Raw genomic sequence first — 22,196 nt, 5'->3', positions numbered from 1 at the left:
GGCAGCTCCACAACTTTACCCTGTCTCGATCCTCGGGCGGCGTCAGAATCCTTTGTGCATTTATCGCCACTGCGCTGTGCGGAAACCGGCCTTACACGGGCGGGGGCCCAGCCCCACATCTGTGCGGAAAGGAGTAGGACCATGCTCAACACCCTCACCATCCGCACCCACAATATGCCAGACGAGATGCAGATCTTGCTCGACAGCTACCCGCGGGAAAGCTGGGACACACATCCCGGTTTCAGGGAAAAAACCCGCCACTGGCTGGGCGCGCATCAGATGTTTCGCAACCTGGCCGCTTTGGTTCGCGAAGACACGGAAACCTATCTTGACCAGAAGGTAGAAACCGACCGCTATGCGGGCCGTCTTTCCTATTACGGAGGCCTGCTGGTGGGCAATCTGCAGGGCCATCACGGCTGGGAAGATCACGCTTTCTTTCCGGAACTGGCCACTGCCGATCCCCGGTTTGATACCGGGCTTGAAATCCTGGAACAGGATCACGCCGATCTCGACCAGGTTCTGGATCGCTTCACCCGGCAGGCCAATCGCGTCATCAAGCTGGGGCAGCTGGACCAAAAACAGGCCCGCGAAGAGGCCGCCCTGTTGCATCAAAGCGCAGAAATGATCGACCGCTTTCTGACCCGCCACCTGACGGATGAGGAAGACCTTGCCGTGCCGATCATCCTGCATCACCGCCTGCGGGGATGACAGGCGCATGTCCCAAAACCTGCCCCTCAGCCAAGGGGGCAGGTCCTTTGCCATCGCTTACCCGTTTCGAAAAACCAAGTGTTTCAGGTTTGTCCCGAAAGGCTTCAGACCTGACCGGGCAACCAAAGCACAATTGCAGGGAACGCAACCAGAAGCGCGATGGTCACCGCGTCCGCCACGAAAAACGGTGTCACGCCCTTGAATACATCCTGCACCGTCAGGTCATCGCGAACACCCGCGACAACAAAACAGTTCAGGCCAATCGGCGGGGTGATCAGACAGAACTCTGCCATTTTCACCACAAGTATCCCGAACCAGATCGCACACATTGGCCCGGACATGCCAAAGGTGCTGTCGGCGGCCGAGACAAATTCACCCCCGTTCAACGCCATCACCGCCGGATAGACCACCGGCAGGGTCAGAAGCAGCATGCCAATCGCGTCCATGAACATCCCCAGCACCGCATAGGCCAAGAGGATCATCACAAGGATCAGCATTGGCGACATGTCGAGCGATACGATCCAGTCGGAAAACGCCCCCGGCAGATCGGCAAATCCCAAAAAGCGCACATAGATCAGCACGCCCCAGATAATGGTGAAAATCATCACCGACAGTTTTGCGGTTTCCAAAAGCGCGTCTTTCAGCTCTGACCAGCGCATCCCTTTCCAGACCGCCATGGCAAAGACCACAAAGGCCCCGATCGCCCCGCCTTCGGTTGGCGTGCCCCAGGCGTCACCGCCAAACGGGTTGTAGACAAAGAAAATGATGGTGATGACCACAAACACGATGGGCAGCGCAGGCGGCAGAGCCACGAACCGCTCTTTCCAGGTGAACCCGCTGACCGGCGGGCCAAACCCCTTGATCACCTTGGCAAGGCCAATGATCAGCAACCCGTAAATCACCGCCGAAAAGGCGCCGGGGATGAACCCCGCCAACAACAGCTTGCCCACATCCTGCTCAACAATGATGGCGTAGATCACCAGAATTGCCGAGGGCGGGATGAGGCTCGCCAATGTGCCGCCCGCCGCCACAACCCCCGCTGCAAAGCGCTTATCATACCCGATTTTCAACATTTCGGGAATGGCGATCCGGGCAAACACGGCTGACGTGGCCACCGATGCCCCTGACACGGCGGCAAAGCCTGCGGTGGCAAAAACGGTTGAAACCGCCAGCCCCCCGGGCACCCAGGCCAGCCAGCGTTTTGCAGCTTCGAACAGGGCCCTGGTCAGCCCCGCGTAATACGCCAGATATCCGATCAGGATAAAGGTGGGGATCAGCGACAAAGCCTGCGAAGAGACCTTGGAATGCGGCACCTGCCCCGCCGTTTTCACCGCAATGGTCAGCGCCTTGCCAAACCGCTCCGGCGCATAACCAAACTTGGCCCAGAAGATCCAGATCAACCCGATCATGCCCGCCGCAGCCGCCGCAAACGCCACCCGCATCCCCAGCACGACCATGACCAGAAGACCGCCCGAGACGATCAGCCCAATATCAATCGGTTCCATCTGCCCGCCCCTTACCTGTCGTGACCCGAGACATGCTCGGCCTCCATTGCCGCCTGCGTGGCCGCATCCGCGACCAGGGGCACCGCAACAGGGGCTGTCGCCCCGGTGATAAATGCCCGCCCATAGGCCCAAAGCTGCAGCACCAGCCGCAGGCAAAGAACCGCAAACGCCACGGGGGCAAGCAGTTTGGCGGGCCAGAGCGGCAGCGAAATATCCATGGAGCTGTCTGCACTCCACATCGGTGCGGACAGATCAAAGCTGCGATCAAAATGGGCCCAGCTGCCCCAGACCAGCGATAGCATCAGCACAAGTATGATCAGCGTGGTCACGAACTCGGCCATGTAAAGCACCCGCCCTTTCAGCGCCCCAACCAGCATGTCCATGCGGATATGCCCGCCGTCGCGCTGCGTAAACGCAATCCCCATGAAGGCAATCAGCGGCATCGCCTGTTCGATCCAGTCCACATAGCCCGGCACCGGTTGGTTCATCACATTGCGCCCACCGACGGAAATCACCGCAAGGATCATCAGCGAAAACACGGCCAGCCCGCTGACCAGCGCCAGCGCCCCTTCGATGCGATAAAGACGCTGATCAATCCGGCTAAGCAGGCTGTTGTCGCGCAGGACAAGAGAGGATCCGGCCATGGGTCACCCTGTATCTAGTTGAATATAAATCAATATTCACCCCACCCGCATGTTCGGGGTGGGGTGAAATGGTCAGGCAGGATCAGCTGCCTTCCGCAATCATGCCGGTCACGAGGTCGTAAAGCTCCTGCGCAGGAAGACCGCGCGCGGTATTGTCCTCGATCCAGGCCTTGGCGGCCGGGGCGGCGGCCGCCTCTTTGAAGGCCGCAAGCTCCGCCTCCGAGAAGCTCACCTGCTCAATGCCCCGCTCTTCCAGCGCCGGCCCCCAGGCCACCATGGTCTTGTTGTTGTAATTGTCGACGTAATAGGCCAGCGCCTCGTCCACAGATCCCAACAGCGCCTCGCGATGTGCGTCCGGCAGGCTTTCCAGTGCGGGGGTGTTCACCACCACCGGACAATTCACCGTGCCGGGGTTCAGGTTTGTGGTCCACCAGGTGGCGTTTTCGATGGTGCCGAAAGACATATGGGCATGGGGGGCAAAGCTGACCGCCTTGACGATGCCGCTATCCATGGCCTGACGCACCTCGGTGGCGGACATGGATGTGGGCACCGCGCCGATGGTTTCCATCGCCTTGCCAATCCCGCCAGTGGCCCGCACGCTCAGCCCTTCGAAATCCGCCAGCGTTTTGGGGGCATCCCCCACACCCACCAGGTTATATTGCGGCAACGGAGAGGGCATCAGCAGGGTGGCATCCCACCGCGCCAGGTCCTTCACGGCCGCCGGGTGCTGATACACCGCCTGTGACAGCGCAATTTCCTGTTCCAGCGACGTTACCCCAAGAAACGGCAGTTCCAGCACCGTGATCGACGGGTTCTTATCGCGATGATACCCCGCGCAGAACTGTGCCATCTCGAACGCACCGATGGAAATCCCGTCCAGATTCTCGCGGTTCTTGGACAGGCCACCATAGGAGATATTCAGGGTGAATTCGCCATTTGTCTTCTCGGAGACCAGCTCGGCCAGCTTCTCGACATGTTCGGTAAAGGCCCGGCGCTTGCCCCACAGGGATACGTTCCAGTCAGTGGCCATCGCCTCGGTTGCAAAAGCAAGGGACAGGGCAGCCAGGGCCACCCGGTTCAGGGTTCTGTGCATGATTTTCCTCCCAGATACATGCTTGTCGTTGGGACAAGTATGAGCGCAGGGCGGGACGCAATCCAAGAAGAAATATGCCCCTGATGGCCCCTACCCCTGGTTGTTGCCGCAACGGAAAGGGGAATGTTTCCCCTGCGGATTTTGCGTGGGCCGGGGTCGGACGCCGACATTGCCCCTTCGGGGGCATAGGGAATTAGTTCATATTTTCAATAGATTAGAATCTACTAAAAAATTAGTTTGACACAAAGCCCCGGCTTGTGAATTCATAGTGAAAGTCAAAAGCCAACGTGCTTGCCGACTTCAATAACAATGGGAGGAGCAAAGATGCGCAAGTATCTTTTCTCCGCGGTTGCGGTATCTGCCGTGATCGCGGGATCGATGGGGTATGCCGATGAGGCCGCCGCATCCAAATGGATCGATGAGGAGTTTCAACCCTCGGTCCTGACGAAAGATGAACAGATGGCCGAGATGAAATGGTTCATCCAGGCCGCCGCCCCCTTCAAGGGGATGGAAATCAATGTCCTGTCCGAAGGTATCCCTACGCACAGCTATGAAAGCGAAGTCCTGACCAAGGCGTTTGAGGAAATCACCGGCATCAAAGTGAACCACCAGATCCTGGGGGAAGGTGAGGTGGTGCAGGCGGTTCAGACCCAGATGCAGACAAAGCGCAACCTCTATGATGGGTATGTGAATGACAGCGACCTGATCGGCACCCATTCGCGCCTGCAGCTGGCCTATAACCTGACCGACCAGATGGCCGGGGATTGGGCGACAACCACCTCACCGACACTGGATCTGGATGACTTCATGGGCACCCAGTTCACCACCGGCCCGGATGGCGACCTCTACCAGCTGCCCGATCAGCAATTTGCCAACCTCTACTGGTTCCGCAAGGATTGGTTCGACAACCCGGACCTGCAGGCAAAGTTCAAAGAGAAATACGGCTATGATCTGGGGGTGCCGGTCAACTGGTCAGCCTATGAAGACATCGCCGAGTTTTTCTCGAAAGACGTGAAGGAAATCGACGGAACCGCCATTTACGGCCATATGGATTACGGCAAGCGCGCGCCGGATCTGGGCTGGCGCATGACCGATGCGTGGCTGTCGATGGCCGGCGCCGGATCGAAAGGCGAACCCAACGGGGTGCCGATCGACGAATGGGGCATCCGCATGGAGGCAGGGTCCTGTAACCCGGCCGGGGCCAGTGTCACCCGCGGCGGGGCCGCCAATGGACCGGCCGCTGTCTATGCGATCCGTAAATGGGATGAGTGGCTGCGAAACTATGCCCCGCCGGGTGCAGCGAGCTATGACTTCTATCAGTCACTGCCCGCCCTGGCACAGGGTAACGTGGCCCAGCAGATCTTCTGGTACACCGCCTTCACCGCCGACATGGTGAAACCACAATCCGAGGGCAACAATACGGTGGATGCCGAAGGCAACCCGCTGTGGCGCATGGCCCCCAGCCCGCATGGCCCCTATTGGGAAGAAGGCCAGAAGGTTGGCTATCAGGATGTGGGATCGTGGACCTTCCTGAAATCCACCCCGTCGGACCGCGCACAGGCCGCCTGGCTTTACGCCCAGTTTGTCGTGTCGAAAACCGTGGACGTGAAGAAATCCCATGTGGGTCTGACCTTCATCCGCGACAGTTCGGTCAACCATGCAAGCTTCACCGAACGGGCCCCGAAACTGGGTGGACTGGTGGAATTCTACCGCTCGCCGGACCGCGTGGCCTGGTCGCCGACCGGTGTGAACGTGCCGGATTATCCGAAGCTCGCGCAGATCTGGTGGCAACAGATCGGTGACGTGAACTCGGGCGCCTTTACGCCGCAGCAGGCAATGGATCGCCTGGCCGAGGAGATGGACATCACCATGGGTCGGATGCAACGCGCGGACGAGCAGGCCAATATCTATGGCGGTTGCGGCCCGCGTCTGAACGAAGAGAAGGACGCCGAATGGTGGTATGCCAATGGAGGGGCCAAGCCGCCGTTGGAAAACGAGAAACCGCAGGGTCAGACCGTCAACTATGACGAACTGGTGGCCCGCTGGTCCTCACAATAAGGCGGGGTCTCCCCTAGGTCGGGCGCGCATCTTGCGCCCGCCCCCTGCCCCACCCGCTCTCCACCATCCCACGGGTGGGGCCTATCCCAACGGGCCAGCTGGCCAATTTTGCAATCGGCGGGACGCCGGAAAGCCCTCTTTCGATGACACTTGAACTTCAAAACGTGACCAAACGCGTGGGCGCGAACCTGCATATCAAGGAAACCTCCCTTGTGCTGGAGCCCGGTCACTTCAACGTCCTTCTGGGCGCAACCGGGTCCGGCAAGACCTCTCTGATCAAGCTGATGGCGGGGCTGGATCCGCTGGCCAGCGGCACAATCAGGATGGAAGGTCAGGACGTGACCCGCCTCAGCACGCAAAAGCGCAATATCAGCCTCGTGCACCAGTTTTTCATCAACTACCCGCATATGACGGTCTATGAGAACATCGCCTCGCCCCTCAAGGTGGCTGGAATGGCGAAATCCGAGATCCAGGGCCGGGTGGAAGAAGCCGCCGACATCCTGCAACTGCGCCCGATGCTGCATCGCCGCCCGCATGAACTGTCAGGCGGCCAGCAACAACGCTGCGCGCTGGCCCGTGCCATTGCCAAGGAATCCAAGGCGGTGTTTCTGGACGAACCGCTTGCCAACCTCGACTACAAATTGCGCGAAGAGCTGCGCGACCAGCTGCCGGACCTCTTTGCTGGGCGCGGCGCGGTGGTGGTCTATGCCACGTCCGAACCGGAAGAGGCGCTTTTGCTTGGTGGGAAGACCGCGCTGATGCGCGATGGGCGCGTGACCCAGTTCGGCCCCACCGCCGAGATCTATCGCAACCCTGAGAATGTGGAGGCCGCCCGCGTGTTCTCCGACCCGCCGATCAATACCGCGCATATCGAAAAGCGTGGGGATGCGGCCCATCTGGGCGCGGTAAGCTGGACCCTGGCCGGCCCCGCCACATCGCTTGACGATGGCCCCTACACGATCGCCATTCGCCCGCATCACGTGCTGCCCCTGCCCTCTGAGACCGCCAATGTGCGGATGCAGGGCCATGTGCAAGTGACGGAGTTGTCCGGTTCTGAAAGCTCAGCCCATTTCGAAATGGGACAAGGCAGCTGGGTTTCGCTTTCATCGGGCGTGCACCCGTATGAGGTGGGCGAACCCCATGATTTTTATATGGATCCCTCAGCGTGCTTTGTTTTTGCACCTGATGGTTCCCGTGTGGCGTGAGGTGAGACATGGCTAAAATCACTCTTTCCAACCTGCGTCATTCCTATCATCCGACCCCGTCTTCGGACGCGGATTATGCATTGAAGGAAATCGACCTCGACTGGCGCGATGGCGGGGCCTATGCGCTGCTTGGCCCGTCCGGTTGCGGGAAATCGACACTTCTGAACATTATCTCGGGGCTGCTGGTCCCGTCCGAAGGCAAGGTCCTGTTTGACGGGGCCGATGTCACCGACCTGCCACCGGATCAGCGCAATATCGCGCAGGTGTTCCAGTTCCCGGTGATCTACGACACGATGAGCGTTTACGACAACCTCGCCTTCCCGCTGCGCAATCGTGGCCGGGATGAACAGGTGGTGAACGAGCGGGTGATGGCGATTGCCGAGATGCTTGAGGTCACCGACATGCTTGACCAGAAGGCCGCGGGGCTTAGCCCGGACAACAAGCAGAAGATCTCAATGGGGCGCGGGCTGGTGCGCGAAGATGTGAATGTGGTGATGTTCGACGAACCGCTCACCGTGATCGACCCGCATCTGAAATGGAAGCTGCGCTCGAAACTGAAGGAACTGCATCAGCGCGTGCGCGCGACGATGATCTATGTGACCCATGACCAGACCGAGGCGCTGACCTTTGCCGATCAGGTCGTGGTGATGCAGGACGGAGAGATCGTGCAGATCGGCACGCCGGTTGAGCTGTTTGACCGCCCCGCCCACACCTTTGTCGGCCATTTCATCGGCTCGCCCGGCATGAATGTGCTGCCCTGTGAGGTCACCGATGGCGTCGCCATATTCGCAGGTCACGCGGTCCCGCTGGAAGGCCCCATCACCGGCAACGCCCCCACAACCGGCACCGGACAAAGGGCCCGGACCGAGATCGGCATCCGCCCGGAATTCGTATCCATCGCCCCAACCGGCCTGCCCGCCATTGTGACCAAAGTGTCGGATGTGGGGCGCCATGTGGTGGTCGAATGCCATGTCGGAGATCACCGCATCAACGCAATCACCGAAGGGGGGGCACCGGCGAAAGGCGACACCGTGCATCTCAACTTCTCCCCCGGCCAGACCCGGCTTTACATCGACGGCTGGGTGGCAACCTCGCCCGCCGCCCCCGTCCCCGAGAAGGAGGGCTGAGACATGAAAACCGAAAACCAAAAGGCATGGTTCTTCGTGCTGCCGGTGCTGCTGCTGGTCGCCTTCAACGCGCTTATCCCGATGATGACCGTGGTGAACTATTCGGTGCAGGAGACGTTTGGCGACAATATTTTCTTCTGGCAAGGCCTTGACTGGTTTGAACAAATCCTGCGGTCAGAGCGGTTTCACGCAGCCCTTGGGCGGCAATTCCTGTTCACCTTCCTGATCCTTGTGATCGAAGTGCCCCTGGGCATTGCCATTGCGCTGTCGATGCCACGCAAAGGGGCCTGGGTGCCGGTCTGTCTGGTGCTGATGGCACTGCCAATGCTTATTCCGTGGAACGTCGTGGGGGCGATGTGGAACATCTTTACCCTGCCCGATATCGGACTTCTGGGCTATTTCCTGAACCACGTCCTTGGCATCCATTATGACATGACGCAGGACCCGGTGGCGGCCTGGGTGACAATTGTGACCATGGATGTATGGCATTGGACCTCGCTTGTGGTGCTTCTGTCTTATGCGGGGCTCGTCTCGATCCCGGATGCTTATTATCAGGCGGCAAAGATCGACGGCGCGTCGAACTGGTCGGTGTTTCGCTTCATTCAGCTGCCCAAGATGAAAACCGTGCTGACCATCGCCATCCTTCTGCGCTTCATGGACAGTTTCAACATCTACACCGAGCCGTTTGTGCTGACCGGGGGTGGCCCCGGCAACTCAACCACGCTTCTGTCCATTGATCTGGTGAAAATCGCCCTGGGTCAGTTTGACCTCGGTCCGGCCGCCGCGATGAGCCTGATCTATTTCGCAATCACCCTTCTGGTCAGCTGGCTGTTTTACACGCTGATGACCAAAGACGATCTGAACTGAGGGTTTGATCCATGAAGAAACGATCCATTGTCCCGATCCTCTATATCCTGTTCCTGATGCTGCCGATCTATTGGCTGGTGGCGATGAGCTTTAAGACCACAAACGAGATCCTGTCAGGCTTTTCGCTGTTTCCCCAGACCTTTACGCTGGACAGCTATCGCACGATCTTTACCGATCCGACCTGGTATTGGGGCTATATCAACTCGATCCTCTACGTGTCGCTCAACACGGTGATTTCGGTTGGGGTGGCGCTGCCGGCGGCCTACGCGTTTTCACGCTACCGCTTTCTGGGCGACAAGCAGCTCTTTTTCTGGCTGTTGACCAACCGGATGGCCCCGGCGGCCGTGTTTGCCCTGCCCTTCTTTCAGCTTTATTCCGCCGTGGGCCTGTTTGACACCCATCTGGCCGTGGCGCTGGCGCATTGCCTGTTCAATATCCCGCTGGCCGTCTGGATCCTCGAGGGGTTCATGGGGGGGATCCCAAAGGAGCTGGATGAAACCGCCTATGTGGACGGCTATTCCTTCCCGCGCTTTTTCGTCACGATCTTTATTCCCTCGATCAAGGCGGGGGTTGGCGTGGCCGCGTTTTTTGCCTTCATGTTTTCCTGGGTCGAGCTTCTGCTCGCCAAAACCCTGACCGCCGTGGCCGCCAAACCGATTGCCGCCACCATGACCAAAACCGCGTCATCAGCAGGGTATGAGCTGGGCCTCCTGGCCGCCGCTGGCACATTGACAATCATTCCGGGCGCAATCGTGATCTATTTCGTCCGCAACTACATCGCGAAGGGCTTCGCGATGGGGAGGGTGTGATGCTTTCATGGATGGCCTGGACATGGCCCACAGCACTTGTATTCATTGGGATTTTCACCGCAATTGGCGTGCTGATCGTGCTTGAAATCCGCAACCCGGGCGGGGATGAACGCCAAGGCGTGCTGCGCCTGACCACCACCCGCGGGGACCGGTTGTTCATCGCCCTTCTGGGCACCAGTTACATCTTTCTGGCCTGGCTGGGCCTGGTTGGTATGCCGCTCTGGACACCGCTGGCCCTGTCGATCGGCTGGGGGATCTTTTGCTTCTGGAAGGTCTGATCGTGCCAAATTCGCCCGAATCCACGCATCTTCTAAAAAATTAGTTTTGGAATTGCCAAAGCTGTGGTTAAGCTGCCCAAACGTAAATCTGATCCAGACCGGGACCCCCGATGCGACGCAAGAAACAGGACAATTCGCTGCTGACCGAAGTAGAGCTCGAATTCATGACCGTCATCTGGGAAACCGGTGGGGGCACGGTGCACGAGATCCTGGCCGAGCTGAACAAGGTGCAGGAACGGGCCTATACCTCGGTGGCCACCATCCTGAAAATCATGACGGAAAAAGGGTTTCTGGTCAGTGCCCGCAAGGACCGGGCGCTGGTCTATACCCCGGCCATTCCCAAGGCGGATTACCAAAAGACCACGCTAAAAAACCTTTCGAGCAAGCTTTTCAACGGCACCCCTGCCGCCCTCGTGGCGCGGCTGGTGGATGATGAAGACGTGACGGATGACATGCTGCAGGAAATGCGCGCATTGCTGAACGAAAGGTTGGGGGACAATGACACCTGATGCCTGGCTGAACACCTATCTTGATCTGAACCTGCTGATCATCGCCGGGACGGCGATCTGGTTCGGGTTGCGATGGGGCATTGCACGGACATCGCTGAATGTGGCCTTTCGCCCGCAATTGCGCCTGCTGAACGCGCTGACCGTGTTCCTTGCGCTGACCCCCTTTCTGGCGCTGGCCATGACCACATGGATCGTGCACCGCCCGCCCAACCTGTCGGATCTTCTGGTTGCGCAATATCTGCAGGGCAATGTGAACATGTCGGCCAGCACGTTCGAAACGCTTCTGGGCCTGCGCGAGGATTTCGTGCGCGAGGTGCTCACCGGCCAGACCCTCTGGGCCCAGATCCTGACCGCGCTGATCGCCACCGGCACGTTGCTGGTCGCCATGCAGGTCATCCTGTCTGTCCTGCGTCTGCGCCACAGCCTGCGCCGCGCCCACCCCTACAAACGCATCGGCCGGATCCGGCTTCTGCTCTCGGATCACAGCCGGGTGGCCTATTCCACCCGCGGCCTGTTCACCCGCTACGTGGTGCTGCCCACCGCACTTCTGCAAGACAGCCGGGATCTGCGCCTGACCGTCGCACATGAATTGCAGCATTTCCGCCAGCGCGACGTTGAATGCGAGTTTCTGCTGGAAATTCTGCGCCCCCTCACCTTCTGGAACCCCTGCTTTTTCCTCTGGCGCCGTCAGGTGCGCCTGCTGCGCGAATATGCCTGTGATCAGGCCCTGATCGCCCGTCACAGGCTGGAGGCACGGGCCTATTGCGAATGTTTGATCCGCGCCTGTGCGAAAGCAGCCCGCGAACCGGCACTGTTTGCCCGCACCACCCCCTCGGTGGCCCTGGTGGACCGGCGCGAAACCCGCAACCGATCCAGCCTGCGCAACCGGATCCTTGCCGTCGCCGCCACCGAACAGGGCCTCGGGCAGACCCACGGTCCGATCTGGATGGTGTTGACCGGCTGCCTGATCAGCGCGGTTGTGATGACCATGCTGCTGATGCAACGCCCCGGTGACTGGAGCCATGACCGCATCATGCTCTCGACCATCGTCAATCTGGAGCGCATGGCCAACCGGCAATCCACATTTGCCACCCCCTTGGCAGCTCTGCCCGCAGATCACGCACCGCAGTAAAGCGTTTCAACTTTCACCGGAAAACACGCGCCGGAGGCCAGTGCGCATCAGTCCTGCGCCGCCTGTGTTTTCCAATCCATAATCGCGGCTTCGAAACGCGACATTGGCCAGTCATCAGGCAGGATCTTGTCTGTCACGGGGATCGACAGTTCCGGCCCGATCCGAAAAACCATCCCGTCTCCGACCTTTGTCACCGGGACCGTGCTCCACCCCAACCGGATATCCTGCGCAGGCGCGATTGACCTCAGACCAGAGGCGCTAAATTCCAGTTCAGCTTCGACGGGGCGTTTCTTGCGCCATTCAACCGGGCCCAGACGGTGCAACATTCGGGGCTTGAGGTATTTGTCAAACCATCTCACCGCAAGATACCCAGCGAGGAACCCAAGCAGGCTTTCCGTGCTGATCCCCCCGGCAACCCACAGGCCCGCCGGAACAAGGATCAGAACACTGCGAAGCGCTTCCACCAGCACATGGTCCACCGGGCTGCGCCATCCGCCACGTCGCAGCCGTCGCAGCTCCCGCACGGCCAGCTCTGGATCCACCGTCAGCCTGAGAGGGTGCGTGTCGCTCATGTGGCGGTTTCCGGGTCAGCCGGGGCGGTTGCCGCAATCCACTCCTGAATTTGCGCGGCCACTTTCTGCATCTCTTCGGCATCCCGAAACGCCGCGGCTTCAATCGGGTAATATTCATAATCACTATGCAGGATCAAAAGGGCTTGCGGCGTCGCAATCACTCCGGGGACGTGGCTCCAACGGGTCAGGCTTGTATGCCCCGGATGCTCCAGCGCATAGCCATCGGGCGACAGCCGGATCTGCGTGATGCCAGATCGTATCGGTGCTTCCAGCATCGCCTTCTGACCTCTCCGGCCATACCAGGTCAAAAGCCCAATCAGTCCACCAAAGAATACCACATAGGCAAGGGAATTGCCCAGATTGCCCCCGATCCCGCCGGACACCAGACCTGTCACGACGCCGATTGCCAAGGTGCCCAAGATTAACCCGCCCCATCCGTCCAGAAAGCCACTGGCCCGCCCGCGCCTTTTTCTCAGCGCCTTGCAGGCTTTCTTGAAATTGACATTCTGAAATGTCGATTGAAAAACAAAATCACTCATCTGACCTTCACCCTAAAGCATTGCAAAATTAAAGCATTTCGGTTTTAACCTGATACAGGGGGAAACCGAAACGCGGTAAGAGATATCAATGTCGTGGGCGTTTCGGAATAAACATGTGTGTCAAGTTTATCCCGAAACGCTTTAATTTGAGACAAGGGTAATTTCGAAACGCCCTCAACATCAACAGGTTCCGCGCGTTTCGTGCAAAGTGATGCCGAAAGCCGCGTGTCAGAACAAGAGAGACTGAACCTGTGGCAGGGTCAAAAGCAAAACGGGCCCCGAAGGGCCCGCTTTTCAACATAGCACTCGTTCAACGAACCACATAAACCGACGCATCAGAGTGGCGCACGATCCGGGCTGCGTTTGGCCCCAGCAGGTAATCCTTGAAATCAGGGCGATGCGCCCCGATCACGATCAGGTCTGCCGCGTTCAGATCGGCGGTCTGCAGCACTTTTTCATAGACCGACCCAATTGCCACGATATGCCGGGTCCTGCCGTTCACCTCCGCCCCAAGCGTTGCCTCGCACATATCGTGCAACAGTTTCTTGGCCTTGTCCTGAGCGGTCGAGACATGGTGGTCCTGAAGATAGGCGCCCACGATATTGGCCCCGAAATCGGGCACCACGGTGATAATGTCCAGCTGGGCCCCATCCATATCCGCCAGTTTGGCGGCCCGTTCCAGGACCTTGCGGTCCTCTTCCGGGCGGTTGATGTCCACGGCGCAGAGTATGGTCTTGGTCATGCCGTCACTCCTTGAGCTTCGAGTTTGCGGGCGCGTCCGGTTTGCAGGAACGCGACCAATGCCAGCAGCATCAGCGCCGGGATGAAGATCAGCTCTTTCGGAAGCTGATCAGCTGCGGCCTGCACCCGGGTGATCGCCACCGGATCATCGCCATAGAAGTCAAACGAGCCAAGCTGGTTGGAAAGCTCGGTTCCAAAGGCCGGTTCATCCAGGCGCATCACCTCTCCTTCCGGCACCAGCATCAGCCCCAGCGCCTGCAGGCGGGCATCGGCCCCCTCGGCATCCGGCACGATCAGCGGCACGGTCAGGTCCTTGACGGCAAGCGTATCAAAATCCGGTCCCGAAATCACCGTGCGCAACGTGCTGCCGGGCTCAGCCGCTTCCAGCGCCTGCACAAAACCAGCCGGTTCGATGGTTTCATAAGGCGGCTGGATCTGGTCCATGAAGAACCCCGGACGGAACAGGGCAAAGGCCACAACCAAGAGCGCCACGGTTTCCCAGATCCGCGACCGGGTCAGGAAAAAGCCCATCGTGCCCGCGGTGAACACAAGGATCCCGATCGTGGCAATGATAAAGACGATGATCCCCTGCATCCATGTCACGTCAATCAACAGAAGGTCGGTGTTGAAAATGAACACAAACGGCAGGGCCACGGTGCGCAGGCTGTAGAAGAACGCCGTGAAACCGGTGCGGATCGCATCCCCGCCCGACACGGCGGCGGCGGCAAAACTCGCCAGACCCACGGGCGGCGTCACATCCGCCATGATCCCGAAGTAAAAGACGAAGAGGTGCACTGCGATGAGCGGCACAATCAGGCCCGATTGCGCGCCCAGCTCCACCACAACCCCCACCATCAGCGAGCTGACCACGATATAGTTCGCCGTGGTCGGCAGGCCCATGCCAAGGATCAGCGACAGGATCGCCACGAAGACCAGCATCAGGATCAGGTTGCCGCCCGAAAGGAACTCAACAAAATCGGCCATCACCTGACCGATCCCGGTCAGCGATACGGTGCCGACGATGATCCCGGCGGTGGCGGTAGCCAGACCGATCCCGATCATGTTGCGCGCGCCATCAATCATGCCTTCAACCCAATCGGTCACCCCTTCGCGCAGGCGGCCCATCGGGTCGCTTTCGCCGCGGAAAAATGCCTTCAGCGATTTTTGCGTAAGCAAGATCGCAAAGAGCAGCAGCGTGGCCCAGAAGGCCGACAGACCCGGCGATTTACGCTCGATCATCAGGAAATAGACCAGCACGATGATCGGCAGCAGATAGTAAAGACCGGATTTGTAGATCTGGGCCACGTCAGGCAGTTCGACCACCTCGGCATTGGGATCATCCGGCTCCAGATCATCGGTCTGCGCGGCAAGGTAGATGAGGGCGATATAGATCGCCAGCAGCAGGGCTGCGAGGATCCAACCGGACCCGGCGGGCACCATGGCCACGATCAGCCGGACCGGGAATTGCGTCAGATAGCACAGCCCGGCAAACCCCGCGAAAAAGGCAAACATGCCGCCAATGGTTTTGCCCATCGACACCACCTTGTTGCCAATCGTCGGCATGTTGTTTTTCACCGCTTCCAGGTGAACGATATAGACCAGCGCGATGTAGGAGATCACGGCGGGCAGGAAGGCGTGGGTGATCACCTCGACATAAGAGATGCCGACATATTCCACCATCAGGAAGGCCGCAGCCCCCATCACCGGCGGCATGATCTGGCCATTCACCGAGGAGGCCACTTCAACCGATCCGGCCTTTTCAGCGGTGAACCCCACGCGTTTCATCAGCGGAATGGTGAAGGTGCCGGTGGTCACCACGTTGGCGATGGACGAGCCTGAGATCAGGCCGGTGGCCGCCGAGCCAACAACGGCCGCTTTTGCCGGTCCGCCACGCAGGTGACCCAACGCGCCAAACGCCATCTTGATGAAGTAGTTGCCAGCCCCGGCCTTATCCAGCAGGGCCCCAAAGAGGACAAACAGGAACACGAATTTTGTCGACACGCCAAGCGCGATGCCAAAGACCCCTTCCGACGTGATCCACATATGGCTCATCGCCTTGCGCAAAGACGCCCCGGCCCAGCGGATCTGGTCGGGAACCACTTCGGATGACCCGAAAAAGACGTAAAACAGGAACACGATCGCCAGTGCAACCATCACCGGGCCAAGCGTGCGGTAGGCGGCGATGAACAGGAACACCAGACCCGCAAGGGCGAAATAAGCGTCTGATGTATCCGCCAGCCCGCCATTTCCGACAATCTTGTCGTAGAAGACATAGCCATACATGGCCAGGAAGGCGCCCCCCAGCCCGAGGATCCAGTCATACCACGGGATCTTGTCACGGGGCGAGGATTTGAACAGAGGGTAGGCCATGGCAGCCAGGAAAATGGCAAAGGCCAGATGGATCTGCCGTGAGTTGTTGATCAGATCACCACTCAGCACGTAGTTTGAAATCGGCGATGCCAGCAGCACCTGAAAAACCGACCAGATCAGCGCCACAACGGCAATCATTGTGCCAACCCAGCCAATTGGTGCGCGCGCACCGCTGTCACTGGCAGCAACCAGTTCCTGCAGCTCTTCTTCGCTCAGTGCGCGATTTTCACTGTCAGCCATGAACCTTCTCCCCGTTTGAAATTGGTAATTTCCAACTTTTTATGGCCCCATAAGGGGGAAAGGGCCGGGAAGTCCCCGGCCCAGTTTTTGTGGCTTATTCGATGATACCGGCTTCGCGGTAGTATTTCTCGGCACCCGGATGCAGCGGGGCAGACAGACCGGCAGAGGCCATCTCTTTCGGATCGAGATTGGCAAAAGCCGGGTGCAGGCCCTTGAAGTCTTCAATGTTTTCAAAGACCGACTTCACGAGGGTGTAAACCACCTCTTCCGACACTTTGTCCGAGCTGACAAAGGTCGCGCCCACACCAAAGGTCGCGGTGTCCGCGTCATTGCCGCGATACATGCCACCCGGAATGGTGGCCGAACGATAGAAGGAGTTGTCTTCGATCAGCTTGGCAACGTCATCACCAGACACTTCCACCAGCACACTGTCGCAGGCGGTGGTGGCTTCCTGGATCGACCCCGAGGGGTGGCCAACGGTGTAAACCATGGCATCAATCTGGTTGTCACACAGAGCGGCAGATTGTTCAGAGGCCTTCAGCTCGGTGGCCAGGGCGAAATCACCCGTGGTCCAGCCTTTGGCTTCCATCAGCACTTCCATCGTGCCGCGCTGACCGGAACCGGGGTTGCCGATGTTGACGCGCTTGCCCTTGAGGTCATCAAAGGTCTTGATGCCGCTGTCGGCACGGGCCACCACGGTAAAGGGTTCCGGGTGCACCGAGAACACGGCGCGCAGGCCTTCGAACGGGCCGGCCTCTTCGAATTTCGAGGTGCCGTTAAAGGCGTGATACTGCCAGTCGGACTGGGCCACGCCGAATTCCAGCTCACCCTCGCGGATGGTGTTGATGTTGTAAACCGACCCACCGGTCGATTCGACCGAGCAGCGCACACCGTGGTCGCGACGGCCCTTGTTCACCAGACGGCAGATCGCGCCACCGGTGGGATAATAAACACCGGTCACACCGCCGGTGCCGATGGTGATGAATTCTTCGGCCATCGCAGCCGGGGCCATGACGCCCGCTGCGGCAAGACCATATGCCGCGATTTTCAGCTTCTGGAACATTTCGAAATCTCCTGTCGAGTGTTTGTTCTTACGTGTTTGTGTTCGTCCAAAACGACCCCATGGCGACCACATCCCGCGCTTTGGATCGGGAGGAGCCGCAAAGAAAGAGTGTCCCTATGTGAAAGCGCTTCTTGATGTTCGTCGTCTATACGTATCATTACTTATGGTGCTAAGCGGAACAGTCATGAAAAGGTGGCCAAGCTGGTTCTGGCTGGGAAAAAAATGATATGGAACGACGGCGGTACTCTTTAAGACTGGTTCTGGCCGTGGCCCTGGTCGGGCTGCAGTTCATCGCCGTGTCGGCAATCATTTTCTTCACCTTTCTCAGCTCTGAACGTGCCTTGCTGCGCCAGTCACACGCGTTGCTGGGCGAAGCGGGCGAAACCGTGGTCAGTCAGGTGCGCAGCTTTCTTGCCCCTGCCCGCCAGAGCCTGGATGTCACCCGTCGCCTGGCCGAAAACCGCGTTCTGGACACAACTGATGACGCCCTGCTGGAAAGCCATTTGTTCCAGCAATTGCTGGTCGCCCCCCAGATCTCGGGGTTTTATTTCGCTGAACCGAACGGGCGGTTTGTCTATGTCATGCGCAGCGAGACCGAGGGCCGTTTCCGCACCAAGATCATTGAACCCTTCGATCAAAGCAGCCCCGCCCATCCCGCGCATTATGTCTGGCGCAACGATCAGTTCGAGATCCTGGGCGCCGCTTATGATGACAACGACACCTACGAGGCCCGCACCCGCCCCTGGTTCACTCAGGCCAAGGCCACACAGGGCAGCATCTGGACAGATCCCTATATCTATTTCACCACCAGACAGCCCGGCATCACCTATGCCGCCCCGGTCCTGTCCGAGGACGGAACCTTGCTGGGCGTGCTGGGCATCGACATCGACATCAACGCAATTTCCGGGTTTCTGGCCGAACTTTGGGCGGATAAGGGCGGGGCTGCGATCATCATGAACCGGAACGGAGAGGTTGTGGCCCACCCCGAACTGGTTCTGATCAGCAATGATTCGGACATGAATCACCCAACCCTGACCATGGTGAACCAGATCACTGACGAGGTCGCCAAAGCCGCCTTTGGCAAACTTTTGTTCCTGTCGGATGATGCCACCTCCACCTCCGCCCGCGAGCTGGAATTGCAGGGAAAGCGCTTTGTCTCTCTGCTGATGCCAATCCCCGAACCCAACCTGACCTGGACTGTCGGGATCTATGCACCAGTCGAGGCCTTCATCGGTGAAATCACCAAGGACCGGATCCGCTGGATCTGGGTGGCGGGCCTTGTTGCAGTCCTGACCGGGCTGGTCGGGCTGCGGCTTGCGGACTGGATCAACCGCCCCCTGCGCACCTTTGTCAAAGACACCAAACAGGCCACCCGTGGTGGGGCCAGCCTCGATGACGGGTTGCATAGCCCGTATACAGAGCTTGAGGGCACGGGCGAAATGCTGGTGCGCGAAATTCGCACCCGGCAAAGATATGAAGCCGCCTATGGGCGCACGTTTGAACTGACCTCTCGCGGCATGGCGCAGATCGAACCGATCTCCGGCAACTTCCTGCGTGTCAATGATCAGCTTGCAGACCTGCTCGGGGTCAGCACCACCCAGCTCGTCACGATGTCACTTTATCAATTTGCCCCACAAGAGGGAAACACCCCGCTTGAAAACTTCTCGTCCATCCTGAGTGAAGACACGGAATTCATTGAAGATATCTGCTTTTCGCTTCCCGATGGATCAACCACATGGCTGCGGGTAAACGCCATCCTCATCCTTGATGAATTTGGCCAGCCAGACCACGCGGTCGCCATCTTCGATGATGTGAACGCGCAAAAGAAATCCGCCGCCCTGACCCAGCAGCTGAGCCGGGAAATGACCCATCTTTCGCGGGTCAACCTGATGGGCGAAATGGCAACGGGCATGGCGCATGAACTGAACCAGCCGCTGAGCGCCATCGCCTATAATGCCGACGCCCTGCATCTGGCGCTGAGCGAGTTGGGGGGCGACACGGAGGAGGTCAGGCAGATCAGCGCGGATATCGAACGACAGGCACATCGGGCGGGGGACATCATTCGCGGGCTGCGCGACCTGGTCCGCAAGGATCGCGGCCGCATGGTGCCGTTTGACATGGTCGCCCTTTGCAGCCAGACCATCAAACTGGTCGAGGGGGAAGCGCGCGCGCGCTCAATCCAGATCGAATTTGCGCCAGGGGGGCAATCTGACAAACCTCTGAACGCAACCGGAAACCGCACCCAGGTTGCGCAGGTTCTGGTCAACCTTCTGCGCAATGCGATTGACGCACTGGCCAAGGATGCAGATCCCCATGCAAAGATCACCGTTTCGCTCTCTTTCAAGAAAGGCGAAGTGCAGACCTGTGTTCAGGACAACGGGCCGGGCATTCCCGCAGATTTCGAGTTGTTTCGCAAGTTTGATACAATAAAGTCGGGGGGCATGGGGCTGGGCCTGTCCATCTCGCGCTCGATCATCGAGGCCCATGGTGGAACAATCTGGCACGAAACCCCCTCGCAAGGCGGCGCACGGTTCTGCTTTACCCTGCAAACCAGCCCCGGAACGGAAGAGACTGCACATGACTGATCCTGCCCCCCTGGTCTATCTTGTCGATGATGACGACGATGTGCGGGCCGCCCTGACCCGGTCGCTCAGCAAGCGCGGTTTTCAGATTGAGGCGTTCGCCGATGCCAAAGAGTTCCTGAACGCGTTCGACAAAACCCGGCAAAGCTGCCTCATTCTCGATTACGGCCTGCCCGAAATGGATGGGCTGGCGCTTCAGGAAAAACTCATCACGGACGAAGTCATCCTGCCAATCATCTTTATCACCGGACATGGCGGCATCCCGGAATCGGTGCGGGCCATGCAGGCCGGGGCGATGGATTTTCTCGAAAAACCCTTTCCGCTTGACCTGTTGATGGAACGGGTCCAGTCCGCCCTTGCGATGAGCCTGCAATTGCAGGACGAACAGCGCCAGCGCCAGAAACTGGACCTGAAACTGGCCGACCTGACCGCGCGCGAACGCGATGTGCTGGATCACATCCTGACCAACCCGGCCCGTGTCTCCAGCAAGGAAATCGGCGCCGCGCTGGAAATCAGCCCCCGCACCGTGGACATCCACCGTGCCCGTCTCATGCAGAAAATGGGGGTCAAATCGCTGCTCGAACTTGTGCAGCTTTGCATGGTGCCCTGACCGCCGCCAACACCGCACAAACAGATCCGCCGGGCCCGCGTGACCCGGCAAATCCTTTCATATACGCCAAACAGCAGGCCCCACGGCCCGAAACCTGCCACGTGTCAAAGGGTTTACCCCGCGCAGCAGTATTTAGTTTTGACGTTTGAGTAGAATTCTGCGGCGTATTTACCCTGTTCTCTTGCACCATAGCTAGAGGCTTTTGTGCCGCCGAATGGGACGTGGTAATCGACGCCTGCGGTTGGGAGGTTGACCATGACCATACCGGCCTGTGCGTTGTGTTTGAAGCTGCGGGCATGTTTCAGGCTTGCGGTGCAGATCCCTGCGGAGAGGCCAAATTCGGTGTCATTTGCGGTGGCCAGCGCCTCGTCGAAATCGGCGACCTTGATGATCGAGGCGCAGGGGCCGAAGATTTCTTCGCGTGAACTGCGCATCTGGTTGGTGGCCCCGACGAACATGGCCGGCGCCTGGAAGAAGCCTTCGGTGTCGCGATTGAGGCGTTCCCCGCCGATCACCTCGGCCCCTTCGGAGCGGGCCAGATCCACATAACCCAGATTGCCGTTCAGCTGGTTTTCGGACACAACCGGGCCGATCTGCGTGGCCACATCCAGCGGGTTGCCCACGGTGAGCGCCTGCATTTCCGCCGCAAGCCGCTCCACAAACGCGTCATGGATGCCCGCCTGCACGATGATGCGCGAGGACGCGGTGCAGCGCTGGCCGGTTGAGAAGAAGGCGCCATTGAGGACGGTCGAGACGGCAATGTCCATCTCGGCATCGTCCAGGATCACCATCGGGTTCTTGCCCCCCATTTCCATCTGCAGCTTTTTCATGCCGCGCGCAGCGTCCACAGCCATGTTGCGCCCCACCGGCACCGACCCGGTAAAGCTGATCGCGGTGACGCCGGGATGATCCACGATGGCCTGCCCGACAACAGATCCGCGCCCCATCACCAGGTTGAAGATGCCCGCGGGCACACCGGCCTCGTGCAGGATCTCGGCCAGCAAATGCGCCGATCCCGGCGTCAGGTCCGCGGGTTTGAACACCACCGCATTGCCATAGGCCAGCGCCGGGGCGATTTTCCACGCGGGGATCGCAATCGGGAAGTTCCAGGGCGTGATCAGGCCCACAACCCCCACCGGTTCGCGCGACACTTCCACATCCACATCCGGGCGCACCGAGGCAACCGCATCCCCGGTCACACGGATCGCCTCTCCGGCAAAAAAGCGAAAGATCTGCGCCGCGCGGACGGTTTCACCGATCGCCTCCGCCAGCGTCTTTCCCTCTTCCCGGGCCAGGATCGTGCCGATCTCATCCTTGCGGGCAAGCAGCGCCCCCGCCACGGCCTCAAGCAGGTCCGAGCGCAGTTGCGGCGAGGCATTCGCCCAGGCCGGAAGCGCCGCATTGGCCGCCGCCACCGCGTCATTGACCTGTTCAACGGACGCATGGGCATAGGTGCCAATCACATCCGACAGGTCGGCGGGGTTGAGATTTGGAACGGCATCCACGCCATCCAGCCATTCACCGGCAATCAGGTTTCGCTTCAT

At 59.4% G+C, this 22,196-nt stretch carries 20 protein-coding genes; 11 read left to right on the top strand and 9 right to left on the bottom strand.

Features of this window, described 5'->3' with window-relative positions:
• Positions 1-141: 141 nt before the first annotated feature.
• Positions 142-708: a hemerythrin domain-containing protein gene (locus K3J57_RS15220; RefSeq protein WP_259797921.1), complete on the top strand. Its 567-nt coding sequence runs from the start codon at positions 142-144 to the stop codon at positions 706-708.
• Positions 709-812: 104 nt separating this feature from the next.
• Here K3J57_RS15220 and K3J57_RS15215 read toward each other — a convergent pair whose 3' ends face one another.
• From K3J57_RS15215 to dctP, 3 genes are all read right to left on the bottom strand, one after another.
• Positions 813-2,213 (bottom strand): TRAP transporter large permease, encoded by a 1,401-nt coding sequence (locus tag K3J57_RS15215; protein WP_259774944.1) that lies wholly within the window; start codon positions 2,211-2,213, stop codon positions 813-815.
• Positions 2,214-2,224: 11 nt separating this feature from the next.
• Entirely contained in the window at positions 2,225-2,857 is a 633-nt protein-coding gene (locus K3J57_RS15210) for a TRAP transporter small permease subunit (RefSeq protein WP_259795151.1), read from the bottom strand.
• An 82-nt stretch (positions 2,858-2,939) separates the two neighbouring features.
• Complete coding sequence (gene dctP, locus K3J57_RS15205; protein ID WP_259795150.1) at positions 2,940-3,950, bottom strand: TRAP transporter substrate-binding protein DctP; 1,011 nt, start codon at positions 3,948-3,950, stop codon at positions 2,940-2,942.
• Between the two features lie 324 nt (positions 3,951-4,274).
• Between dctP and K3J57_RS15200 the strand changes: the two genes are divergently transcribed.
• The 8 genes from K3J57_RS15200 to K3J57_RS15165 all read left to right on the top strand — a co-directional run bounded on the left by K3J57_RS15200 (position 4,275) and on the right by K3J57_RS15165 (position 11,935).
• A complete protein-coding gene (locus K3J57_RS15200) occupies positions 4,275-6,008 on the top strand; it encodes an ABC transporter substrate-binding protein (protein ID WP_173485072.1) in 1,734 nt (577 codons plus the stop codon).
• A 143-nt stretch (positions 6,009-6,151) separates the two neighbouring features.
• On the top strand, positions 6,152-7,213 hold the full coding sequence (locus tag K3J57_RS15195; protein WP_259797920.1) for an ABC transporter ATP-binding protein: 1,062 nt from the start codon (positions 6,152-6,154) through the stop codon (positions 7,211-7,213).
• 8 nt (positions 7,214-7,221) lie between these two features.
• A complete protein-coding gene (locus K3J57_RS15190; RefSeq protein WP_259797919.1) occupies positions 7,222-8,340 on the top strand; it encodes an ABC transporter ATP-binding protein in 1,119 nt (372 codons plus the stop codon).
• 3 nt (positions 8,341-8,343) lie between these two features.
• Complete coding sequence (locus tag K3J57_RS15185) at positions 8,344-9,207, top strand: carbohydrate ABC transporter permease (RefSeq protein WP_259797918.1); 864 nt, start codon at positions 8,344-8,346, stop codon at positions 9,205-9,207.
• Between the two features lie 11 nt (positions 9,208-9,218).
• Positions 9,219-10,016 (top strand): carbohydrate ABC transporter permease, encoded by a 798-nt coding sequence (locus K3J57_RS15180; protein ID WP_259779220.1) that lies wholly within the window; start codon positions 9,219-9,221, stop codon positions 10,014-10,016.
• Positions 10,016-10,294 (top strand): DUF2160 domain-containing protein, encoded by a 279-nt coding sequence (locus tag K3J57_RS15175; RefSeq protein WP_259774950.1) that lies wholly within the window; start codon positions 10,016-10,018, stop codon positions 10,292-10,294. The genes K3J57_RS15180 and K3J57_RS15175 overlap by 1 nt, the downstream gene beginning before the upstream one ends.
• Positions 10,295-10,404: 110 nt before the next feature.
• On the top strand, positions 10,405-10,803 hold the full coding sequence (locus K3J57_RS15170) for a BlaI/MecI/CopY family transcriptional regulator (protein WP_259797917.1): 399 nt from the start codon (positions 10,405-10,407) through the stop codon (positions 10,801-10,803).
• Complete coding sequence (locus tag K3J57_RS15165) at positions 10,793-11,935, top strand: M56 family metallopeptidase (protein ID WP_259797916.1); 1,143 nt, start codon at positions 10,793-10,795, stop codon at positions 11,933-11,935. The genes K3J57_RS15170 and K3J57_RS15165 overlap by 11 nt, the downstream gene beginning before the upstream one ends.
• A 47-nt stretch (positions 11,936-11,982) precedes the next feature.
• Here the strand turns inward: K3J57_RS15165 and K3J57_RS15160 are convergent, their stop codons facing one another.
• The 5 genes from K3J57_RS15160 to K3J57_RS15140 all read right to left on the bottom strand — a co-directional run bounded on the left by K3J57_RS15160 (position 11,983) and on the right by K3J57_RS15140 (position 17,460).
• Complete coding sequence (locus tag K3J57_RS15160) at positions 11,983-12,507, bottom strand: hypothetical protein (RefSeq protein WP_259797915.1); 525 nt, start codon at positions 12,505-12,507, stop codon at positions 11,983-11,985.
• Positions 12,504-13,046: a YcxB family protein gene (locus tag K3J57_RS15155; protein ID WP_259795134.1), complete on the bottom strand. Its 543-nt coding sequence runs from the start codon at positions 13,044-13,046 to the stop codon at positions 12,504-12,506. Before K3J57_RS15155 ends, K3J57_RS15160 begins: the two co-directional genes overlap by 4 nt.
• A gap of 310 nt (positions 13,047-13,356) precedes the next feature.
• Complete coding sequence (locus K3J57_RS15150) at positions 13,357-13,788, bottom strand: universal stress protein (protein ID WP_173485062.1); 432 nt, start codon at positions 13,786-13,788, stop codon at positions 13,357-13,359.
• Positions 13,785-16,397 carry a TRAP transporter permease gene (locus K3J57_RS15145; RefSeq protein WP_259797914.1) on the bottom strand — a complete coding sequence of 871 codons (2,613 nt, stop codon included), beginning with the start codon at positions 16,395-16,397 and terminating at the stop codon, positions 13,785-13,787. The genes K3J57_RS15150 and K3J57_RS15145 overlap by 4 nt, the downstream gene beginning before the upstream one ends.
• A gap of 94 nt (positions 16,398-16,491) precedes the next feature.
• Entirely contained in the window at positions 16,492-17,460 is a 969-nt protein-coding gene (locus tag K3J57_RS15140; protein ID WP_259797912.1) for a TAXI family TRAP transporter solute-binding subunit, read from the bottom strand.
• A gap of 227 nt (positions 17,461-17,687) precedes the next feature.
• Between K3J57_RS15140 and K3J57_RS15135 the strand changes: the two genes are divergently transcribed.
• Together K3J57_RS15135 and K3J57_RS15130 are read left to right on the top strand one after the other, a co-directional pair.
• A complete protein-coding gene (locus K3J57_RS15135; protein WP_259795128.1) occupies positions 17,688-20,045 on the top strand; it encodes an ATP-binding protein in 2,358 nt (785 codons plus the stop codon).
• The gene (locus K3J57_RS15130; protein WP_259787228.1) at positions 20,038-20,652 is read left to right on the top strand and encodes a response regulator transcription factor; all 615 of its coding nucleotides are present in this window, start codon (positions 20,038-20,040) and stop codon (positions 20,650-20,652) included. Before K3J57_RS15135 ends, K3J57_RS15130 begins: the two co-directional genes overlap by 8 nt.
• Before the next feature lie 113 nt (positions 20,653-20,765).
• On the opposite strand, the gene K3J57_RS15125 is transcribed toward K3J57_RS15130, so the two are convergent.
• Positions 20,766-22,196 carry an aldehyde dehydrogenase family protein gene (locus tag K3J57_RS15125; RefSeq protein WP_259791629.1) on the bottom strand — a complete coding sequence of 477 codons (1,431 nt, stop codon included), beginning with the start codon at positions 22,194-22,196 and terminating at the stop codon, positions 20,766-20,768.

The organism is Aliiroseovarius crassostreae (assembly GCF_025137635.1).
In the GTDB taxonomy this organism is placed as follows: domain Bacteria; phylum Pseudomonadota; class Alphaproteobacteria; order Rhodobacterales; family Rhodobacteraceae; genus Aliiroseovarius; species Aliiroseovarius crassostreae.
The sequence above is the reverse complement of the archived record's forward strand: the minus strand, read 5'-3'. Positions and strand labels throughout refer to the sequence as shown.

Coding starts and splice junctions, on each gene's coding strand:
- K3J57_RS15130 (WP_259787228.1), top strand. CDS start 20,038: ATGACTGATCCTGCCCCCCTGGTCTATCTTGTCGATGATGACGACGAT.
- K3J57_RS15185 (WP_259797918.1), top strand. CDS start 8,344: ATGAAAACCGAAAACCAAAAGGCATGGTTCTTCGTGCTGCCGGTGCTG.
- K3J57_RS15140 (WP_259797912.1), bottom strand. CDS start 17,460: ATGTTCCAGAAGCTGAAAATCGCGGCATATGGTCTTGCCGCAGCGGGC.
- K3J57_RS15135 (WP_259795128.1), top strand. CDS start 17,688: ATGGAACGACGGCGGTACTCTTTAAGACTGGTTCTGGCCGTGGCCCTG.
- K3J57_RS15190 (WP_259797919.1), top strand. CDS start 7,222: ATGGCTAAAATCACTCTTTCCAACCTGCGTCATTCCTATCATCCGACC.
- dctP (WP_259795150.1), bottom strand. CDS start 3,950: ATGCACAGAACCCTGAACCGGGTGGCCCTGGCTGCCCTGTCCCTTGCT.
- K3J57_RS15160 (WP_259797915.1), bottom strand. CDS start 12,507: ATGAGCGACACGCACCCTCTCAGGCTGACGGTGGATCCAGAGCTGGCC.
- K3J57_RS15195 (WP_259797920.1), top strand. CDS start 6,152: ATGACACTTGAACTTCAAAACGTGACCAAACGCGTGGGCGCGAACCTG.
- K3J57_RS15180 (WP_259779220.1), top strand. CDS start 9,219: ATGAAGAAACGATCCATTGTCCCGATCCTCTATATCCTGTTCCTGATG.
- K3J57_RS15165 (WP_259797916.1), top strand. CDS start 10,793: ATGACACCTGATGCCTGGCTGAACACCTATCTTGATCTGAACCTGCTG.
- K3J57_RS15175 (WP_259774950.1), top strand. CDS start 10,016: ATGCTTTCATGGATGGCCTGGACATGGCCCACAGCACTTGTATTCATT.
- K3J57_RS15210 (WP_259795151.1), bottom strand. CDS start 2,857: ATGGCCGGATCCTCTCTTGTCCTGCGCGACAACAGCCTGCTTAGCCGG.
- K3J57_RS15125 (WP_259791629.1), bottom strand. CDS start 22,196: ATGAAGCGAAACCTGATTGCCGGTGAATGGCTGGATGGCGTGGATGCC.
- K3J57_RS15215 (WP_259774944.1), bottom strand. CDS start 2,213: ATGGAACCGATTGATATTGGGCTGATCGTCTCGGGCGGTCTTCTGGTC.
- K3J57_RS15220 (WP_259797921.1), top strand. CDS start 142: ATGCTCAACACCCTCACCATCCGCACCCACAATATGCCAGACGAGATG.
- K3J57_RS15200 (WP_173485072.1), top strand. CDS start 4,275: ATGCGCAAGTATCTTTTCTCCGCGGTTGCGGTATCTGCCGTGATCGCG.
- K3J57_RS15145 (WP_259797914.1), bottom strand. CDS start 16,397: ATGGCTGACAGTGAAAATCGCGCACTGAGCGAAGAAGAGCTGCAGGAA.
- K3J57_RS15150 (WP_173485062.1), bottom strand. CDS start 13,788: ATGACCAAGACCATACTCTGCGCCGTGGACATCAACCGCCCGGAAGAG.
- K3J57_RS15155 (WP_259795134.1), bottom strand. CDS start 13,046: ATGAGTGATTTTGTTTTTCAATCGACATTTCAGAATGTCAATTTCAAG.
- K3J57_RS15170 (WP_259797917.1), top strand. CDS start 10,405: ATGCGACGCAAGAAACAGGACAATTCGCTGCTGACCGAAGTAGAGCTC.